The sequence below is a fragment of the Mesorhizobium cantuariense genome (genome assembly GCF_042647205.1).
GTDB classification, from domain to species: Bacteria; Pseudomonadota; Alphaproteobacteria; order Rhizobiales; family Rhizobiaceae; genus Mesorhizobium; species Mesorhizobium cantuariense.
Genome location: NZ_JBHRVD010000001.1, coordinates 5,623,537 through 5,640,800, shown reverse-complemented (window position 1 = coordinate 5,640,800; position 17,264 = coordinate 5,623,537). Strand labels below are relative to the sequence as shown.

Below are 17,264 nucleotides of genomic sequence, written 5' to 3'. Positions count from 1 at the left end.
ACACCAGGCATGGGCGGACGCGCCCCGAAAGACGAAGCATGTACCGTTACGATGAGTTCGACCACGATTTTGTCCAGGCCCGCGTCGCTGAGTTCAGCGACCAGGTCCAGCGCCGGCTGTCTGGCGAGATCACCGAGGACCAGTTCCGGCCGCTCAGGCTGATGAACGGCGTCTATCTTCAGCTGCACGCCTACATGCTGCGCATCGCGGTGCCCTATGGCACGCTGAACGGCAAGCAATTGCGCATGCTGGGCCACATCGCCCGCAAATACGACAAGGGCTACGGCCATTTCACCACGCGCCAGAACATCCAGTTCAACTGGCCGGCGCTGTCGGACATTCCGGCGATCCTGGCCGATCTGGCAAGCGTCGAGATGCATGCCATCCAGACCAGCGGCAATTGCATCCGCAACGTCACCGCCGACCATTTCGCCGGTGCCGCAGCCGACGAGGTTGCCGATCCGCGCCCCTATGCGGAAATCCTGCGCCAGTGGTCGTCGGTGCATCCGGAATTCTCGTTCCTGCCGCGCAAGTTCAAGATCGCGGTGACGGGTGCCGAACGCGACCGCGCCGCCATCCAGACCCACGACATCGGCCTCCACCTGAAGAAGAACGCCGCCGGCGAACTCGGTTTCGCCGTCTATATCGGCGGCGGGCAGGGGCGCACACCGATGGTCGCCCGTAAGATCCGCGACTTCCTGCCGGAAGCCGACCTTCTGTCCTACTGCACGGCAATCCTGCGCGTTTACAACCTCTATGGCCGCCGCGACAACAAGTACAAGGCCCGCATCAAGATCCTGGTGCACGAGACCGGTGTCGAGGAAATCACGCGTCAGGTCGAGGCCGAGTGGCAGGAGTTGAAGGACGCCGAGTTGAAGCTGCCGGAAGCCGACATCCGCGCCATCGAAGCCTATTTCGCGCCGCCTGCGCTGACCGAGCGGCCGGAAGGCGACCAGGCGGTCAAGCTGGCGCGTCTGGATTCCAAAGGGTTCTCGGAGTGGCTCGACCAGAATGTCGTGACGCACCGCCATCCCGACTACGCGGCGGTCACGATCTCGCTCAAGGGCATAGGCGAGGTGCCCGGCGACGCCTCGGACAGCCAGATGGAGGCAGTCGCCGATATCGCCGAGACATATGCCTTCGACGAGTTGCGTGTCAGCCATGAGCAGAACCTGATCCTGCCGCATGTGGCGCGCGCCGACCTCAAGGCGGTCTATGATGCGCTGGTCGGCATCGGCCTGGCGACGGCCAATTCCAATTTGATATCGGACATCATTGCTTGCCCGGGGCTCGACTATTGCGCGTTGGCCACGGCGCGCTCGATCCCGATTGCGCAGGAAATCTCGCGCCGCTTCGCCTCACTGGAGCGGCAGCGCGAGATCGGCGAACTGAAGCTGAAGATCTCCGGCTGCATCAACGCCTGCGGCCATCACCATGTCGGCCACATCGGCATCCTCGGCGTCGAGAAGAAGGGCTCCGAGCTCTATCAGGTGACGCTGGGCGGCTCGGCCGACGAGAACACCTCGGTCGGCGAGATCATCGGCCGCGGCTTCTCGTCTGAAGAGATCACCGACGCCATCGAACAGATCGTCGAGACCTATCTCGGCCTTCGGCTCGACTCACAAGAGAAATTCATCGACGCCTACCGCCGAGTCGGTCCCGCGCCGTTCAAGGAGGCGCTCTATGCTGGCGAAGCCAAGGCCGCTTGACCGTATTGACGACGTCGATGACGGCATCGCCGCCAAAGCGGCGGGGCTCGATGCGCTTTATGGTCATCTGAACCCGCTCGAGATCATCGAACGCTCGGCCCGCGAACTGTTTCACGACGAGATCGCCGCGGTGTCGTCGTTCGGCGCGGATTCGGCTGTGCTGCTGCACATGATCGCCAAGATCGACCGCACGCTACCGGTCATCTTCCTCGACACCGGCAAGCATTTCGAGGAGACGCTCGGCTATCGCGACGCGCTTGTCGCCGATTTCGGGCTGACCAATATCCGCGTGATCAAGCCCGAAGACGCGGCGCTCGAGCGGATCGATCCGACGGGCAATCTGCACCAGAGCAACACCGACGCCTGCTGCGACGTGCGCAAGGTCGAGCCGCTGGCGCGTGGTGTCGCGCCGTTTCGTGCCTGGCTCACCGGGCGCAAGCGTTTCCAGGCCTCGACCCGGGCAGCGCTTCCGGTGTTCGAAGCAGTCGGCCCGCGCATCCGTATCAATCCGCTGGCGCACTGGACGACATCGGACCAGGCGGACTATATGCGCGCGCATGCGCTGCGCGAAAATCCGCTGGTCGCCTATGGCTATCTGTCGATCGGCTGCTTCCCCTGCACGCAGCCGGTGCAGCCGGGCGAGGACGCGCGCAGCGGCCGCTGGGCCGGCCATGCCAAGACCGAGTGCGGCATTCACCTGTCGGGACTGGAGAAGTCGCTGACCGACGCATCCCTTTAGGGTATGTTGATATTCAGGTGAGGCCATTTCCTGCGCTTCCGGTGCTCACGTACTTCAAGTACGCTCCGCTCGTCGCAGGGCGACCCCGGAAGCCACCATTTTCGGCGCGGCCTGACCTGAATCTCAACACACAATGAGCTTCTTGAATTTTTAGGAATTTTTGATGACTGAACCGACGATGCCGGAGACCCGCCTCTGGACCCCAGCGGGCTTCCGTGAGGACGAGTGGACGCATGCCGAAAGTGCCGAGGCGCTGTCCGGCAATGGCCGCTTCATCCTGCCGCTTCAGGCGTTCCTCGATCTCGATCCGGAGGTGCGCCGCTCGGCCAGGGAACGGCTCGGCGTCGTGCTGCAGCCCGGCGATCAGCTCGAGAAGATCGCCGACCTGCTTGACCAGCTGTCGCTGGTGGCATTGGCCTTCCCGGCCTTCAGCGACGGCCGCTCCTTCTCCAAGGGCGAACTGCTGCGCGGGCGCTATCATTTCGAGGGTGCCGTGCGCGCTACCGGGCAGGTGCTGGTCGACCAGCTGCCGCATATGCTGCGTCTTGGCTTCGACGAGTTCGAGATATCGAACCCGGTGCTGTTGAAGCGCCTGGAGGAGGGCCGCACCGGCGGGTTGGGGCTCTACTACCAACCGGCCGCCGTGTCGGAGCCGAAGGGGTCGAAATATTCCTGGCGGCGCCTTCGCAACAGTTGACGCTGCGGTAATTCCCGACGTCTTTACATCGGCTCCGATCGGGCCTTCTCTGGACTATCCGGACGGAAATATCCGCCGGGTGCGAGGAGGGAGATCATGGATTTCGACTACGCCATCGCTGGCGGCGGTTCCGCCGGCTGTACGCTTGCCGCGCGGCTCTCCGAGGACCCATCGAAGACGGTCTGCCTGATCGAAGCCGGCGGCGAGGGCAGGAACCTGCTCGTCCGCGCCCCGGCCGGCGTCATCGCGCTGTTGCCAGGCCGGCCGAAAGTCAACAACTGGGCCTTCGAGACGGTGCCGCAGCAAGGCCTTGGCGGCCGCAAGGGCTACCAGCCGCGCGGCAAGGCGCTGGGCGGCTCGAGCGCCATCAACGCCATGCTCTATGTCAGGGGCCATCGCAGCGACTATGACGAATGGGCCGATCTCGGCTGCGACGGCTGGTCGTGGGACGAGGTGTTGCCCTATTTTCAGCGTGCGGAAGGCAACCAGCGTGGGAGTGATGCCCTGCACGGCGGCGATGGGCCGCTGCGGGTTGCCGAACAGCAGGAGCCGCGTGCGCTCTCCCGGGCCTTTGTCGACGCCTGCGGCGAAAACCAGATTCGCCGCAACGATGACTTCAACGGGATTGAACAGGAAGGTGCGGGGCTCTATCAGGTCACGCAATTCTGGGGCGACCGCCGCAATGGCGAGCGCTGTTCGGCGGCGGCCGCCTATCTGCATCCGGCGATGGTCCGGCCGAACCTTACCGTTATCACCGGAGCGCATGTGACGGGCATCACCCTTGATGGTAAGCGGGCCACCGGCGTGCGCTACCGCGCCGGCAAGCGCGAAGCCGTTGCCAAAGCCAGGCGCGAGGTCATCGTCTGCGGTGGTGCCTTCGGCTCACCGCAATTGCTGTTGCTGTCCGGGATCGGTCCGGCTGTCGAGCTTGCGGCACACGGAATTCCGATCGTCCATGAGTTGCCCGGCGTCGGCAAGAACCTGCAGGATCATCTCGATTTCATCATGGGCTGGACATCGAAGGATGCCGACATGATGGGCATCGGCCTGCGCGGTCTGCCTGGCCTGCTGCGGCACCTGCGGCGCTGGCGCAAGGATGGCGGCGGTATGATTGCCACCCCCTATGCCGAGGGTGGCGCCTTCCTCAAATCCGACCCGGCGATCGACCGGCCCGACCTGCAACTACATTTCTGCATCGCGATCGTCGATGATCATGGCCGCAAGCTGCATATGGGTTACGGCTTTTCCTGTCACGTCTGTGTGCTGCGGCCGCATTCGCGCGGCGAGGTCGGGCTGTCGGCGCCGGATCCGTTGGCGCCACCGCGCATCGATCCGCGCTTCCTGTCCGACGAACGCGACGCCAGCTTGCTGCTCAAGGGTGTCAGAATGATGCGCGGCATCCTGGAGGCGCCGGCGCTGGCCAAATACCGCGACAAGGAAATCTACACCGCCGGCGTTTCGAGCGATGCAGAATTGATGGCCCATATCCGCGCCCGCGCCGATACGGTCTACCATCCGGTGGGCACCTGCAGGATGGGCATCGATGATATGGCGGTGGTCGATCCGCAACTGCGTGTGCGCGGGATGCAGGGTTTGCGTGTCGTCGACGCTTCGGTGATGCCAACGTTGATCGGCGGCAACACCAATGCGCCGACGATCATGATCGCTGAAAAGGCCGCTGAGATGATCAAGGCGGCGGCTGCCTGATCGGAATTCTGGTCGAACCAGTGCCGCTATTTTTGATGGCTGTGAATGACCATTTGGCGGTGGCGATCACAACTGGAGAAAACTGGTCGTACCAATTGTACGATTTTCGCTTTCCCTTTCGCTATCCTGCCCTTAGGATAGCTCTATTATTTCGCGATCCGAAATAAATAAGCCAACAAGGGAGGAACCGGAATGGCTGGCAAGAAGATACTGATGCTCGTTGGCGAGTTCAGCGAGGAATATGAGATTTTCGTCTTTGAGCAGGCCATGCATGCCGTTGGCCACACCGTGCACGTCGTCTGTCCGGACAAGAAAGCGGGCGATATACTGAAGACGTCGCTGCACGACTTCGAAGGCCACCAGACCTACACGGAAAAGCTCGGCCACGACTACATCCTCAACAAGACGTTTTCCGAGGTGGACCCAGCCGGATACGATGCCGTCTATGCGGCGGGCGGACGCGGGCCGGAATACATCCGCATCGACAAGAGGGTACAGGCGCTGGTGCGGCATTTCCACGAGGCCGGCAAGCCGATCTTCACCATCTGCCATGGCGTGCAGATCCTGATCGCCGTGGACGGCGTGGTGCGGGGCCGGGAAGTCGCCGCGCTGCAGTACTGCGAGCCGGAAGTGACGCTCGCCGGCGGTATCTACATCGACGTCGCGCCGACCGGCGCCCATGTCGACGGCAATCTCGTTTCGGCCAAGGGCTGGCCCGGCCTGTCCAATTTCATCCGCGAATGCCTGAAGGTGCTGGGCACCGAGATCCGCCATGGCGAAATACTGATGCGCGACGAGCGCCAGGCGGCCTGACCCGGGATTTTCACGGCCGCCGCGCCCATAGCGCGGCGGTCTTTTTTACGCAGCCGCCAGCGCCTCGCGGAACGACACCAGCTTCCGGCGGTTTTCGTCCCACAGTGCCAGTTTGACGCAGCGCAGGCTTTCGAGCAGCGTGACGCGGCCTATCCCGCGCAGTTCGGGATAATCCCGCAGCACTTCCTGCAACCGGTAGCACGGCACCTTGGCGGAGAGGTGGTGGACGTGATGGACACCGATATTGCCGGTGAACCAGTTCAGCACCGGCGGCAGGTCGTAATAGGACGATCCATGCAGGGCGGCGTGCTGGAACTCCCAGTCGGCATCCTTCGCCCATTCCGTTTCCTCGAACTGGTGCTGGACGTAGAACAGCCAGATGCCGGCCGAACCGGCGAGGATGACGATCGGCAGATGGACCACCAGGAAGGCGCCAGGGCCGACGAACCAGATGAGGACGGCAGCTGCGACCGCGATGCCAAGATTGGTGGTCATCGACGACACCCAGGGCGTCAGGCCGCCCCGCATCATGCCGACGGGCAGCCTTTGCTCGAAGATAAACAGCCAGATCGGCCCGAGCCCGAACATCACCAGCGGGTGGCGATACAGACGATAGGCAAGACGGCCTCGCCATGACATTTGCCGGTATTCGGCAACGGTCAGCGTCCTGATGTCGCCCATGCCGCGTTCGTCAAGATTGCCGGCGCTGGCGTGGTGCGTCGCGTGAGCGCGACGCCAGCAGTCGTAGGGCGTCAGCGTCAGGATGCCGAGCGCGCGGCCTATCCAGTCGTCCGCATAGCGGTTGGCGAAGAAGGAGCCATGGCCGCAATCGTGCTGGATCATGAAGATGCGCACCAGAAACCCGGCCGCGGGAAGAATCAGGACCAGTCCCCACCAATGGCCATAGGCATAGGCCGCCGAGGACAGTCCCCAGAGTATGGCGAACGGAATGAGAGTGATGGCGAGCTCGACTGCACTGCGCCGCCTGTCAGGCTTCTTGTAGCGCGCCAGAATCTTCAGCCAGGCGCGCTTGCTGTTAGCGACCGCCTCAGGGGAAATCATGTTCATCAGGAAGCATAGGCGGCGCGTCCCGCCACCGCAAGACAACAATCACGCAAAATTACTGTGCGTAATTGTCGCGCGCTTGGTGGTCGAGCCAGCCAACCGCCAGCTCGACCCGCTTGATGATACACCGCCGAAGCGGCGGGCTTTCCAGCCTGATCGTTCGGAATCCGAAACTCTCTTTGTCGTCTGAGCATCGGGTTTTCCAGTTTTTGGGCCGATCTCTAGTCGCGATCGAGGATAGGGCAGCCGCGCTCGGTTCCAAAAGTCACGCGCACGCGGTCGCCACCCTGTCTGCCGCGAACCGTGATCTCCCGGCGGCCGACGGACTCTATCCTTGCCCGACGGATGCCCATGCGGTCCGCCTTGTCGAGGGCCCGGTCTTCCGTGCAGCCTCGTGATTGACGGCGGTCGCGCCGGTTGTCGCGCCGGCCTTCGCAATCGTCGTAGGCGGGATCGCAATCTTCCATCAGCTTCAGCCGTGGGCCATGTTTGCCCAATTGCAGCTGCAGATTGTCTGCTTGTGCCGGAAAAGCCACCAAGGTGACGGCGCCGAGGCCGACAAGCGCCGAAAACAATGAGGTGATCGAAACCTTGCGCATTACGTCCTCCATTTGAACCACAACGCATCATTAGATGGTTCGGCTCTCTCAGGCTATTGCTGATAGAGGTTTGCTGCCAAGATTGGCCGTCGCGTTTTACCGCCGGCGCCAGCCGACGTCACGACCCTTCGCCTCGTCGAGGCGGTCGAGCAGCTCTCTGAAGCGCTCGGGAATGTCAGCCTCGGTGCGGAAGGCCGGCAAGGTGCGCAGAAAGCGAGTCATAGTCTCGGCGCCGAACTGACGCTTGACCTCGGTGGCCAGCCGTTCTGCCTTTTCGCCCTTGTTGCGGGTCATCATCTCAAAATTCCTGTGTCGGCTTCGAAACTCCTCCAGCAAGGGAATGGTTCCCCCATCACGCCTTCGTGGCAAGCAAAGCCGGCGGTTAGGGTAAAATTTGAATTAAAATCGAAATGTCTTGTCCGTCGTTGCCCGGCCTTACCGACAGCCTCGCAATTCGCTTACCTCTTGATTTTTGGCCGCCAAACCTCGATATCGGGCACAAAATCCACATCATTCGAGATTGACGGGAAACGGCGATGAGCGACCAGGCAAAAGACGAACGCGCGCCCGATGAAGTCGAGGCGACCGAGGCCGCTGCCGAGCGCACGGAAGGCAGCATCGACGGCGACTATGAAGCGCTTGTGCGGCTGCTGAAGGAAAATGAAGAACTGAAGGACCGCGCGCTGCGCGTGGCGGCGGAGATGGAAAATCTGCGTCGCCGCACGGCGCGCGACGTGCACGACGCACGCACCTACGCGGTCGCGAATTTCGCGCGCGACATGCTGTCGGTGTCGGACAATCTGCGCCGCGCGCTGGACGCGATTCCCGCCGAGGCCAAGGCGTCGGGTGACGCTGGCTTCAAGGCACTGATCGAAGGCGTCGACTTGACCGAGCGCGCCATGCTGTCGGCGCTGGAACGGCACGGGGTCAAGAAGCTCGCGCCTGAAGGCGAGAAGTTCGATCCCAATTTCCACCAGGCGATGTTCGAAGTGCCCAACCCGGATGTTCCGGCCAATACGGTGGTCCAGGTCGTGCAGCCGGGCTATTCGATCGGCGATCGCGTGCTGCGCCCGGCCATGGTCGGCGTCGCCAAGGGCGGTCCGAAGCTTGCCGCCGCTGAAGCACCGGTCGAGCCGGGGCCGGTGAACGAACAGGCTGAGAAAGATGCCTGAACGGACAAGCGAATAGGGAATAGCGAATAGCCAATAGGGAAATACGCATAGTTGCTGCAGTTGTTGCGCAGCTTCGTGCTATTCCCTACTCGCTATTCGCTACTCACTCTTTCATTGTTCGCTTCATGAACCCCATCGCGCTTCTCGATTATGCCGGGGTCGCCGTCTTCGCGGCGACGGGGGCGCTTGCGGCTTCGCGCAAGCAGCTCGACATTATCGGTTTCCTGTTCCTGGCCAGCGTCACCGGGATAGGCGGCGGCACGCTTCGCGACGTCATCCTCAACCTGCCGGTTTTCTGGGTCGCCAACTCCGGCTATGTGCTGATCTGCGCCGTGGTTGCGGTGCTGGTCTTCTTCAGCGCGCATCGTGTCGAATCGCGCTGGAAATGGCTGCTCTGGCTCGACGCCATCGGGCTCGCCGCGTTTTCGGTGATGGGCGCAGCCAAAGGACTGGCGATTACCGGTTCGCCGGTCGTCTCCGTCATCACCGGCGTGCTCACCGCCACCTTCGGCGGCATTCTGCGCGATCTTCTGGCCGGCGAGCCATCGGTGCTGCTCAGGCCCGAAATCTACGTTACCGCCGCCCTTGCGGGTGCCGGCCTCTACACGCTTGGCGATCTTGCCGGACTGCCGCCGCTCGCCTCGAACCTCGCCGGTTTTGCGGCGGCGTTCCTTGTGCGCGGCGGCGCGCTTAAATTCGGCTGGTCGTTTCCGCCCTACAAGGGCCGACCCGGCCGGCGGCCGGAAGATATTTTGTGAAAGAGGAGCGAATTAGCGAATAGGGAGTAGCGAATAGGGATTGAACGAGACAATTTCCGCTACTTTCTATTCGCTATTCGCTATTCGCTATTCGCTATTCGCTATTCGCTATTCGCTATTCGCTACCGTCACGCTGCGAAGCGCTGGGCTTCCCCGCCATAATAGTTGACGTAGCGGGCGCCGATTTCCTTGACTGGCATGACGACGAAGACGTCGACCGTCGAGAATTCGCGGTCGATGACGCAGCCATCACCGATACGGGCACCGACGCGCAGGTAGCCCTTGACCAAAGGCGGCATCGCGGCGATCGCCGCCTTGGCATTGACCGCCTCGATCGGCATTAGATCCATCGAGCAGTAGCGCCCGGACACCGCGCGCACATCCCAGGCCGAATTGGTGCGGCAGTGGTGGGCGAGGTAGGTGAGCGCTTCAGCATGCGCCGCCGGCACGGTGCCGTGGAAGGAAGCGCAGCCGGTCATCACACCGATTTCGTAATGGTTGATGTAGGCCCAGATGCCTTGCCACAGCGCCTCGATGGTGCGCTTCGAGCGGTATTCAGGCAAAACGCAGGAACGGCCGAGTTCGAGGAAACGCTGGCCGGGGTGACGGGCGATGAGCTTGGTCAGCTCAAATTCACCTTCCGAATAAAACCCTCCGGCCGTGGCCGCGATTTCTTGCCGCAGCAGCCGATACGTGCCGACGATGCGGCGATGTTCGGGGCCGGAAAGCGTGGTATCCAAAACCAGCAGATGGTCGCAGAGCGGATCGAAGCGGTCGGCGTCACGGCGGTCATGGGCCTGGAACAGATCCTTCCTGGCGCCAAGTTCGTCGTAGAACACCCGGTAGCGCACTTCCTGCGCGGCCGCGATCTCGGCCTCGTTGCGAGCGAGCCGTACTTCAAGATTGCCGATACGGCCGAGTGCGGCGCCCTTTATGACGGAATCGACGTTACGTCCGGCAAGCAAGGCGCTGCTGGCGTTCGGCCGAGTGTCACATTCCGGCATAACTGTATGCACGAGTGATTCTCCTTCGAGCCATCCCTCTTGGCACGGGGATACGGTGTAGGTGCAACAGGATTGTGACAGTACCGTGATACGACGCCGTGGGCAATACTTCGTCGGCTGGCGAATACGATCAACCGGCTACGTTAAGTGATCGCGCGGCGCGGAACGGGCGGTGGAAAGCTCAGGCCGCGACGACCTGTCCCTCGACCGCATTGACCAGCGCCTCGGGGTCGAGCGGCTTGGTAACAAAGCCGCTGGCGCCATGGGCCAACACCGCATGGCGAGTTTTTTCCTGGCTGTCGGCCGACAGCACCATGATCGGCACCGGCGGCACGGCGGTTTCTTCCTCATGGCGGCGGATGGCGGCAATCGCGTCCAGCCCGTCCATGACCGGCATGTGCAGATCCATCAGAACCACGTCGAAACGGTGCTTGTGCCCGGCGCCGGTGACAGCCTCGACGGCGGCCTTGCCGTTGCCGACCACCTTGACGCGATGCCCGGCCTTCAGCAGCGTGGCGCGGGCCAGCATGGCGTTGATGTCATTGTCCTCGGCGATCAGCACCGACAGGCCCCGCTGGCGGTTGCCGACGGCGCGAAGGGTCGGCGCGCCGCGCTTTTCCGGCTGCGGCTGGGCGAGGCTGGGGGCATGGCTGCTCAACAGCACACGCAGAAGCGTACCGCCACGCACCGGCCTGGCCAGGAAGGTTGCGTAGCCGCTGGCGCGGAACTCGCCAAGCATGCCACGGTCGGTCGGGGCGATCAGCGTGATGGCCTCGCAGTCGGAGAAACCGCTCTGACGCAGGCGCTTGAGCAGTTTTCCGTCGCTTTCTTCCATGGCCGCATCGACCAGAATCACATCGCAGCCGGCGGCGAAGGGCGCGGCCTGTGCGGCGGTGGTGGCGACGTCGACCGCGCCGCCATTGGCGCGGATGGTGCGGGCGATGGCGTCGGCCTCGACGGCGTTTTTCGACAGGATCACCGCGCGCCTGCCTGAGAGCGCGTTCTGCCGGCCCTGCGGTGCCTCGGTGGCGGCTATTGCCGGGATTTCGAAGACGAACTCGGATCCCTGGCCGAGCCGGCTGGACACCGAGATCGTGCCGCCCATGGCGGCCACCAGGCGCCTGGAGATGGCAAGGCCGAGGCCGGCCCCGCCATGCGTGCGCGTCGACGTGCCGTCGGCCTGCTCGAATTCCTCGAAAATGCGCTCCAAATCCTCATCATGCAGGCCCGGACCGGTATCGGCGATGGTGAAGCATATGCGGTCGGTGGTTTCGGTTTGCGCGCGCGCGATGCTCACCAGGACGCCACCGCTGTCGGTGAACTTGATGGCGTTGCCGATGAGGTTGAGCAGCACCTGCCTGACCTTGCCCGGATCGGCGGTGATCAATTGCGGCACGTCGGGTTCGACGTGGCAACCCAGCCCGATATCCTTGGCGAAGGCGCGCGCGGCCAGCAGTTCGATGATGTTGTCGGCGATCTCGCGCACCGACATCGGCTGCGGCTCCGGGTCGAAGCGCCCCGCCTCGATCTTGGAGTAGTCGAGAAGATCCTCGATCAGGGCAAGCAATGCGCTGGCCGAGGTCGAGACGGCGCCGACATAGGTCTGCTGCTCCGGCGACAGGCTGGTATCGGCGAGCAACCTGGCCATGCCCATGATGCCGTTCATCGGCGTGCGAATTTCATGGCTGACGGTGGCGAGGAAGCGCGATTTGGCCTGGCTGGCATATTCGGCCCGCTCGCGTGCGGTGATCAGCGAGGATTCGGCGCGTTTGCGGGCGGTGATGTCGCGGGCGATCGCGCGATGCGAAGCCGCACCGCTGTCCTTGTCGCGCACCGATAGTTCGATCCATGAGAACCAGCGCGGACCGCTCGGCGTGCGGATGGCGACATCGGTGGAACTCAGGCACTCATGGTCGGAAAAGGCGGCATCGGGAACGACGCCGACATCGATGCCGAGTTCCGCCAGGGTCTTGCCGGCAAGGTCGCGTTGATCGGTTTCGACGAGATCGGCGAAGACCTTGTTGGCGTAGACGATGTAACCATCGCGGTCGCGATGAATGACGAGGTCGCCAAGTGCGTCGATCAGGCCGCGGAAGCGTTCCTCGCTCTCCTGCATCTCCCACATGCGATCGGCCAGCGTCTCGATCTCGGCGCGGCTGCGGGCGGTGGTCTGGTCAAGCAGGGCCGCGGTGCGGTGTTCGCTGCGCCTGGCGCGCAGATGCATGGCAAGGCCGGCAAGGCCGATTGCCAGCAATGCGATGCTGATTAAGATCGGTGCCCCGGTCAGATGCGCCAGGCCTGCCAGCACGATAATGGCGACGAAGACCAGGAACGGAAGGCCTTCGCGCCTGGCCGGTTCCGGCTCGGGCACCAGCGGCGGCGCGGCGACAAAGCGCCGCGTCGACGTCGGCGGGGGCGCCGCATCGACGTCGTCGCCAGTGTCCGCCTCTTGGTTGCCGGATTCCGCGATCATGCGAAATCCTTGCCAGACAGAGATTATGGAAAATTGCGGCGGATCGTTCGAATTTTAGCGGATGAGCGCTTTTCGCCGCTGCAGCGGCGGATTTGTCATCAGACTTGGCGATTCCGTCCGCCTTCTCCGGCCGTCAAGCGGGTTCACATATCCACGACGACACGGCCGCGGATCTTGCCGTTGACGATGTCGCGCGCGGCATCGATGATGCCGTCGAAACCGATGGTCCTGGACAGGCTGGCGAGCTTCTGCAGATCGAGGTCGGCGCCGATGCGCCGCCATGCCTCAAGGCGGACTGCCTTCGGCGCCATCACCGAATCGATGCCGAGCAGCGAGACGCCGCGCAGGATGAAGGGGGCGACGCTGGCCGGCAGGTCCATGCCGCCGGCTAGACCGCAGGCGGCGACCGCGCCGCCATAGGAGGTCATCGAGAGGACATTGGCCAGCGTGTGGCTGCCGACGGCGTCGACGCCGCCAGCCCAGCGCTCCTTGGCCAGTGGCTTGGCCGGCTGGGCAAGCTCGTCGCGCGATATCACTTCGGCGGCGCCAAGGTTGATCAAATAGGGGCTTTCGGCATTGCGGCCGGTGGAAGCAATGACATGGTAGCCGAGGCTGGACAGGATCGAAACCGCGACCGAGCCGACGCCGCCGGCAGCTCCCGTCACCACCACAGGGCCGCGATCGGGCAGGATGCCGTGCCGCTCCAGCGCCATGACGCAGAGCATGGCGGTGTAGCCGGCGGTGCCGACGGCCATCGCGTCATGCGGGCTGATGCCTTGCGGCAGCGGCACCAGCCAGTCGCCCTTGACACGGGCGTGGCCTGCATAGGCACCGAAATGAGTTTCGCCGACGCCCCAACCGTTCAGGATGGCCTTGTCACCGGCGCGCCAGTCTGGATGCGAGGACGAGATGACGGTGCCGGCGAAATCGATGCCCGGCACCAGCGGCCAGCGGCGGATCACCGGCGCCTTGCCTGTGATCGCCAGGCCATCCTTGTAGTTCACCGTCGTCGCCTCGACCGCGATGGTGACATCGCCTTCCATCAGATCGGCGTCGGTGAGATCGGTCACGGTTACCGACTGCTTTTTTTCGGCGTCACGCGAAACGAGGATGGCTTTGAAGGTTTCGGACATCTCTTTCTCCGCGATCTTGTTTGGCGACATGAACTGTGCGGCGATGGCCGCACGGGGTCAATCTTTGGAAGGCTTGGCTTTGGAAGGCTTGGCGTTTGAAGACCTGGCGTTTGAAGGCTTGGGCTCGCGCCGCCAACCGAACAGTTCGTCGAAGACGACCAGTGCCGCGCCCACCGAGATGAAGGCGTCGGCTAGGTTGAAGACGGCGAAGGACCAGACCGGTGTGTGGAACAGGATGTAGTCGATGACGTGGCCGTAGACGGCGCGGTCGATCAGATTGCCGAGCGCGCCGCCGACGATCAGCGCAAAACCGGTACGGGCAAGGATCTGGGACGGCGCGATCCGTGTCGCCAGGAACAGCACGAAGGCAACGACCGCAAGCGAAATGACGATCAGCCCGGTGTCGCCGAAGGACGAGAACATCGAGAAGGCGATGCCGGTGTTGTAGGTGCGAAACAGCGCCAGGAAAGGCACCAGATCGAGCTTTTCCTGAAAAGGCAGACCAGTCTCGACCAAGTGTTTTATCCACTGGTCAAGCGCGATGGCCACGACGACGAGCAGCGCGTAGGGAGACCATGATCTCACGGGCAGGCAACCTTCATTGCTGGTCCACGATTGGTTCGAGCTTCAGCGCGCCGCGCCGGATCTCGAACAGCATGATGCCGGTGGCAACGGCCAGATTGAGCGAATCGGCGCGGCCCGCTTGCGGAATCCTGAGCAGCCTGTCGCAGCTCGCTGCCAGGCTTTCGGGCAGGCCCTGTTGTTCGTTGCCCATCATCAGCAGCACCGGGCCGCGGGAAAAATCGACCGAACGGTAGTCGACGGCGCCTTTCAGGTGGGTGCCGGCGACGAGGCCTGAAAACCCGCCTCGCCAGGCAAGGAAAGCCTCGGTTGTCGCCTTGGCCACCGGCACGGCAAAGATCGAACCCATGGTGGCGCGCACCGTCTCCACGGAAAAAGGATCGGTGGTGTCGCCAACCAGGATGACGCCCTTGGCACCGACGGCATCGACGGTGCGGATGACGGTGCCGAGGTTGCCGGGATCGCGCACCCGGTCGAGCGCCACCCAGACGTCGCCGTTGTCGGCGCGGACATCCTTCAGGGCCAGGAATTTTTGCGAAAAGACGCCGACCACCATTTGCGGATTGTCGCGACGGGTGATGGCGACGAGCACCTTTTCCGACACTTCGAGCACCATGCCGCCGGCGGCAACCGTGCGCGCGGCGACCTTCTCCACCGCCGCGTTGCCACGCCCGGCCTTGGCGAAAACCAATGTCCTGATCTGCCAGCCGAGATCGAGCGCATCGATGACCAGCTTCAGTCCCTCGGCCATGAAGGCGTGCTGCTGGTCGCGGAATTTCTTCTGCGCGAGCGCCTTGATGTCCTTGACCAGCGGATTGGCGAGGCTGGTGACTTCCTTCACCTGCCCGGGTGCGCCTGCGTGCCGCTCGTTCATTCAGGCCACCCAACGCGAAAACAATGAGGTCGAAAGCGCCCGGCCGGCGGACTTTTCGCGGATGATCAGCTCACCCGATTCGATCTTGCCGCCCATGCCGGCAAAGGTGTCGCGCATCAAGGCATGGATGGCGAAGAAAGAGGCGCGGATAGAATAGGCGGTCAGCACCACGGCGAGCGGTTTCGGCGTCAGGATCGCGCGGCAAAGGTCGGTCAAATCAGGCAGGTCCTCGAACAATTGCCAGACCTCGCCCTTGGGGCCGCGACCATAGGCCGGCGGGTCGAACAGGATGATGTCATAGCGGCTGCCGCGGCGCTCCTCGCGCTCGGCGAATTTCACCGCGTCGTCGACGATCCAGCGGATCGGCTTGCTGCCGAGGCCAGCCATCTCCTGGTTTTCGCGGGCCCAGCCGATCGCTTTCTTCGAGGCATCGACATGGGTGACCTCGGCGCCGGCACGGGCCGCCACCAACGAAGCAAGACCGGTATAGCCGAACAGGTTCAGCACCTTGACCGGCCGCTTCGCCGCCGCGATCAGCCCGGCCATGTGGTCCCAGTGGGAGGCCTGCTCGGGAAAGACGCCGACATGGCGAAACGAGGTGAAACGGCCGAGATAGTCGATGCCGTCATGTTTCATGGGCCAGGTCTCGCCGAGTGGCGTCTTGGGGAAACGCCAGCGGCCGATGCCTTCCTCATCGGTATCACCGGTGAAGATGGCGTCGGCGCGCTCCCAGTCTTTTGCCGACAAGGCCTTTTGCCATATCGCCTGGCCCTCGGGCCGCACGATGCGATAGGGGCCGTATTGTTCGAGTTTTTGGCCGGCGCCGCTGTCGAGCAGCGCATAATCGGCATTGGGAGCGACTTCCAGGATCACAGGAAGCTGCTCGCTGGGCAGGGCGCCTTCGCGGCGGGCCAGGACGCGGGGCACCGATTTCGGTTCGGAACGGTCGTCCACCTTCGCCTCATGCCGCTCGCGCGGTTGCGCGTCCGGTTTGGCAGGAACGTGGCCGGCACGCGGACGTGACACGTCCGCCGCACCCTTTGCGGATGGATGCGGACGGTTGTCGCGGCGTTTGTCGCGAAAAGACTTCAAGCGGGGGCAACTCCGAGCGGCGTGGCCGCTTTTGACATAGGGCAACCGGCTTCGCAACCAAGTCCGACATGCCGGCCTGTCCGGTTTATGTCGGCCGGCGATGGACCAATGTCAAAGAAACAGGCAAATCTGCCGGATGTCCCGCTCCGAACGCCTGTTCGACCTGATCCAGTCCTTGCGTCGGCACCGCCGGCCGGCGAGCGGGCAGGCGCTGGCCGATGAGCTCGGAATTTCGATCCGCACGCTCTACCGCGACATCGCGACGCTGCAGGGCCAGGGAGCGCCGATCGAGGGTGAGGCGGGGCTGGGCTATGTGCTCAAGCCTGGCTTCATGCTGCCGCCGCTGATGTTCAGCGACGAGGAGATCGAAGCCATCGTGCTCGGCTCGCGGTGGGTCGCCAAGCAGCCGGACCAACGTCTTTCGGCCGCCGCCATCAACGCGCTGGCCAAGATCGCCGCCGTGCTGCCCGACGATCTGCGCGAGGATCTCGACGCGAGCACGCTGCTGGTCGGCCCTCCCGCCGCGGCCATGGAGGGCATCGACCTTAGTCTGGTGCGGCAGGCCATCCGCAACGAGCGCAAGCTCGGCTTTCTATACCGCGACGCCGGCGGCGCCGCGTCCGAGCGTGTGGTCTGGCCGTTCGCGCTTGGCTTCTTCGACAAGGTGCGGGTGGTGGTGGCGTGGTGCGAGATGCGGCAGGATTTCCGGCATTTTCGCGCCGATCGCATCACCGAACTCCAAGCAACAGACACGCGCTATCCGCGTCGTCGCCAGGCGCTGCTCAAGGAATGGCGGGCGACGCTCGACAAGCCGCGTGGTTCGTGATGGCTGCTGCCATAATCTGAC

General features: G+C 63.6%; 17 protein-coding genes. 8 read left to right on the top strand and 9 right to left on the bottom strand.

Annotated elements, in window-relative coordinates; translation table 11 throughout:
- Positions 1-38 precede the first annotated feature (38 nt).
- The 5 genes from ACFOJ9_RS27530 (at position 39) to ACFOJ9_RS27510 (ending at position 5,665) form a co-directional block, all read left to right on the top strand.
- Complete coding sequence (locus tag ACFOJ9_RS27530) at positions 39-1,709, top strand: nitrite/sulfite reductase (RefSeq protein ID WP_378983359.1); 1,671 nt, start codon at positions 39-41, stop codon at positions 1,707-1,709.
- Positions 1,684-2,448 carry a phosphoadenylyl-sulfate reductase gene (locus tag ACFOJ9_RS27525; RefSeq protein ID WP_378983356.1) on the top strand — a complete coding sequence of 255 codons (765 nt, stop codon included), beginning with the start codon at positions 1,684-1,686 and terminating at the stop codon, positions 2,446-2,448. The genes ACFOJ9_RS27530 and ACFOJ9_RS27525 overlap by 26 nt, the downstream gene beginning before the upstream one ends.
- Before the next feature lie 163 nt (positions 2,449-2,611).
- Complete coding sequence (locus tag ACFOJ9_RS27520) at positions 2,612-3,145, top strand: DUF934 domain-containing protein (protein WP_378983353.1); 534 nt, start codon at positions 2,612-2,614, stop codon at positions 3,143-3,145.
- 96 nt (positions 3,146-3,241) lie between these two features.
- Positions 3,242-4,852, top strand: a complete 1,611-nt coding sequence (locus ACFOJ9_RS27515; protein WP_378983350.1) for a GMC family oxidoreductase — start codon at positions 3,242-3,244, stop codon at positions 4,850-4,852.
- A gap of 192 nt (positions 4,853-5,044) precedes the next feature.
- Positions 5,045-5,665, top strand: a complete 621-nt coding sequence (locus ACFOJ9_RS27510; RefSeq protein ID WP_378983347.1) for a DJ-1/PfpI family protein — start codon at positions 5,045-5,047, stop codon at positions 5,663-5,665.
- Between the two features lie 45 nt (positions 5,666-5,710).
- On the opposite strand, the gene ACFOJ9_RS27505 is transcribed toward ACFOJ9_RS27510, so the two are convergent.
- The 3 genes from ACFOJ9_RS27505 to ACFOJ9_RS27495 all read right to left on the bottom strand — a co-directional run bounded on the left by ACFOJ9_RS27505 (position 5,711) and on the right by ACFOJ9_RS27495 (position 7,626).
- Entirely contained in the window at positions 5,711-6,733 is a 1,023-nt protein-coding gene (locus tag ACFOJ9_RS27505) for a fatty acid desaturase (RefSeq protein WP_378983344.1), read from the bottom strand.
- Positions 6,734-6,951: 218 nt separating this feature from the next.
- Positions 6,952-7,329 (bottom strand): hypothetical protein, encoded by a 378-nt coding sequence (locus tag ACFOJ9_RS27500; RefSeq protein WP_378983342.1) that lies wholly within the window; start codon positions 7,327-7,329, stop codon positions 6,952-6,954.
- A 96-nt stretch (positions 7,330-7,425) separates the two neighbouring features.
- Complete coding sequence (locus ACFOJ9_RS27495) at positions 7,426-7,626, bottom strand: hypothetical protein (RefSeq protein WP_378983339.1); 201 nt, start codon at positions 7,624-7,626, stop codon at positions 7,426-7,428.
- A 239-nt stretch (positions 7,627-7,865) separates the two neighbouring features.
- Between ACFOJ9_RS27495 and grpE the strand changes: the two genes are divergently transcribed.
- Entirely contained in the window at positions 7,866-8,501 is a 636-nt protein-coding gene (grpE, locus tag ACFOJ9_RS27490) for a nucleotide exchange factor GrpE (RefSeq protein WP_378983336.1), read from the top strand.
- A gap of 125 nt (positions 8,502-8,626) precedes the next feature.
- Positions 8,627-9,259 (top strand): trimeric intracellular cation channel family protein, encoded by a 633-nt coding sequence (locus ACFOJ9_RS27485; protein WP_378983334.1) that lies wholly within the window; start codon positions 8,627-8,629, stop codon positions 9,257-9,259.
- A gap of 128 nt (positions 9,260-9,387) precedes the next feature.
- On the opposite strand, the gene ACFOJ9_RS27480 is transcribed toward ACFOJ9_RS27485, so the two are convergent.
- The 6 genes from ACFOJ9_RS27480 to ACFOJ9_RS27455 all read right to left on the bottom strand — a co-directional run bounded on the left by ACFOJ9_RS27480 (position 9,388) and on the right by ACFOJ9_RS27455 (position 16,417).
- Complete coding sequence (locus tag ACFOJ9_RS27480; RefSeq protein ID WP_023812526.1) at positions 9,388-10,263, bottom strand: GNAT family N-acetyltransferase; 876 nt, start codon at positions 10,261-10,263, stop codon at positions 9,388-9,390.
- A 181-nt stretch (positions 10,264-10,444) separates the two neighbouring features.
- Entirely contained in the window at positions 10,445-12,736 is a 2,292-nt protein-coding gene (locus ACFOJ9_RS27475; RefSeq protein ID WP_378983332.1) for a hybrid sensor histidine kinase/response regulator, read from the bottom strand.
- A gap of 143 nt (positions 12,737-12,879) precedes the next feature.
- Positions 12,880-13,869 (bottom strand): acrylyl-CoA reductase (NADPH), encoded by a 990-nt coding sequence (gene acuI, locus ACFOJ9_RS27470; RefSeq protein ID WP_378983330.1) that lies wholly within the window; start codon positions 13,867-13,869, stop codon positions 12,880-12,882.
- A 57-nt stretch (positions 13,870-13,926) separates the two neighbouring features.
- Positions 13,927-14,454, bottom strand: coding sequence for a signal peptidase II (lspA, locus tag ACFOJ9_RS27465; protein WP_378983327.1), 528 nt, complete (start codon positions 14,452-14,454; stop codon positions 13,927-13,929).
- 13 nt (positions 14,455-14,467) lie between these two features.
- Positions 14,468-15,325 (bottom strand): TrmH family RNA methyltransferase, encoded by an 858-nt coding sequence (locus ACFOJ9_RS27460; RefSeq protein ID WP_378983325.1) that lies wholly within the window; start codon positions 15,323-15,325, stop codon positions 14,468-14,470.
- Positions 15,326-16,417, bottom strand: a complete 1,092-nt coding sequence (locus ACFOJ9_RS27455; protein WP_378983321.1) for a class I SAM-dependent methyltransferase — start codon at positions 16,415-16,417, stop codon at positions 15,326-15,328.
- Positions 16,418-16,553: 136 nt separating this feature from the next.
- On the opposite strand from ACFOJ9_RS27455, the gene ACFOJ9_RS27450 reads away from it, so the two are divergent.
- The gene (locus tag ACFOJ9_RS27450; RefSeq protein ID WP_378983318.1) at positions 16,554-17,243 is read left to right on the top strand and encodes a helix-turn-helix transcriptional regulator; all 690 of its coding nucleotides are present in this window, start codon (positions 16,554-16,556) and stop codon (positions 17,241-17,243) included.
- Positions 17,244-17,264 lie beyond the last annotated feature (21 nt).

Bases quoted from the DNA above. Each gene is read 5' to 3' on its own strand.
- ACFOJ9_RS27495 (WP_378983339.1), bottom strand. From the start codon at position 7,626: ATGATGACCCGCAACAAGGGCGAAAAGGCAGAACGGCTGGCCACCGAG.
- ACFOJ9_RS27520 (WP_378983353.1), top strand. From the start codon at position 2,612: ATGACTGAACCGACGATGCCGGAGACCCGCCTCTGGACCCCAGCGGGC.
- ACFOJ9_RS27485 (WP_378983334.1), top strand. From the start codon at position 8,627: ATGAACCCCATCGCGCTTCTCGATTATGCCGGGGTCGCCGTCTTCGCG.
- ACFOJ9_RS27515 (WP_378983350.1), top strand. From the start codon at position 3,242: ATGGATTTCGACTACGCCATCGCTGGCGGCGGTTCCGCCGGCTGTACG.
- ACFOJ9_RS27530 (WP_378983359.1), top strand. From the start codon at position 39: ATGTACCGTTACGATGAGTTCGACCACGATTTTGTCCAGGCCCGCGTC.
- acuI (WP_378983330.1), bottom strand. From the start codon at position 13,869: ATGTCCGAAACCTTCAAAGCCATCCTCGTTTCGCGTGACGCCGAAAAA.
- ACFOJ9_RS27500 (WP_378983342.1), bottom strand. From the start codon at position 7,329: ATGCGCAAGGTTTCGATCACCTCATTGTTTTCGGCGCTTGTCGGCCTC.
- ACFOJ9_RS27480 (WP_023812526.1), bottom strand. From the start codon at position 10,263: ATGCCGGAATGTGACACTCGGCCGAACGCCAGCAGCGCCTTGCTTGCC.
- ACFOJ9_RS27450 (WP_378983318.1), top strand. From the start codon at position 16,554: ATGTCCCGCTCCGAACGCCTGTTCGACCTGATCCAGTCCTTGCGTCGG.
- ACFOJ9_RS27460 (WP_378983325.1), bottom strand. From the start codon at position 15,325: ATGAACGAGCGGCACGCAGGCGCACCCGGGCAGGTGAAGGAAGTCACC.
- grpE (WP_378983336.1), top strand. From the start codon at position 7,866: ATGAGCGACCAGGCAAAAGACGAACGCGCGCCCGATGAAGTCGAGGCG.
- ACFOJ9_RS27510 (WP_378983347.1), top strand. From the start codon at position 5,045: ATGGCTGGCAAGAAGATACTGATGCTCGTTGGCGAGTTCAGCGAGGAA.
- ACFOJ9_RS27525 (WP_378983356.1), top strand. From the start codon at position 1,684: ATGCTGGCGAAGCCAAGGCCGCTTGACCGTATTGACGACGTCGATGAC.
- ACFOJ9_RS27505 (WP_378983344.1), bottom strand. From the start codon at position 6,733: ATGAACATGATTTCCCCTGAGGCGGTCGCTAACAGCAAGCGCGCCTGG.
- ACFOJ9_RS27475 (WP_378983332.1), bottom strand. From the start codon at position 12,736: ATGATCGCGGAATCCGGCAACCAAGAGGCGGACACTGGCGACGACGTC.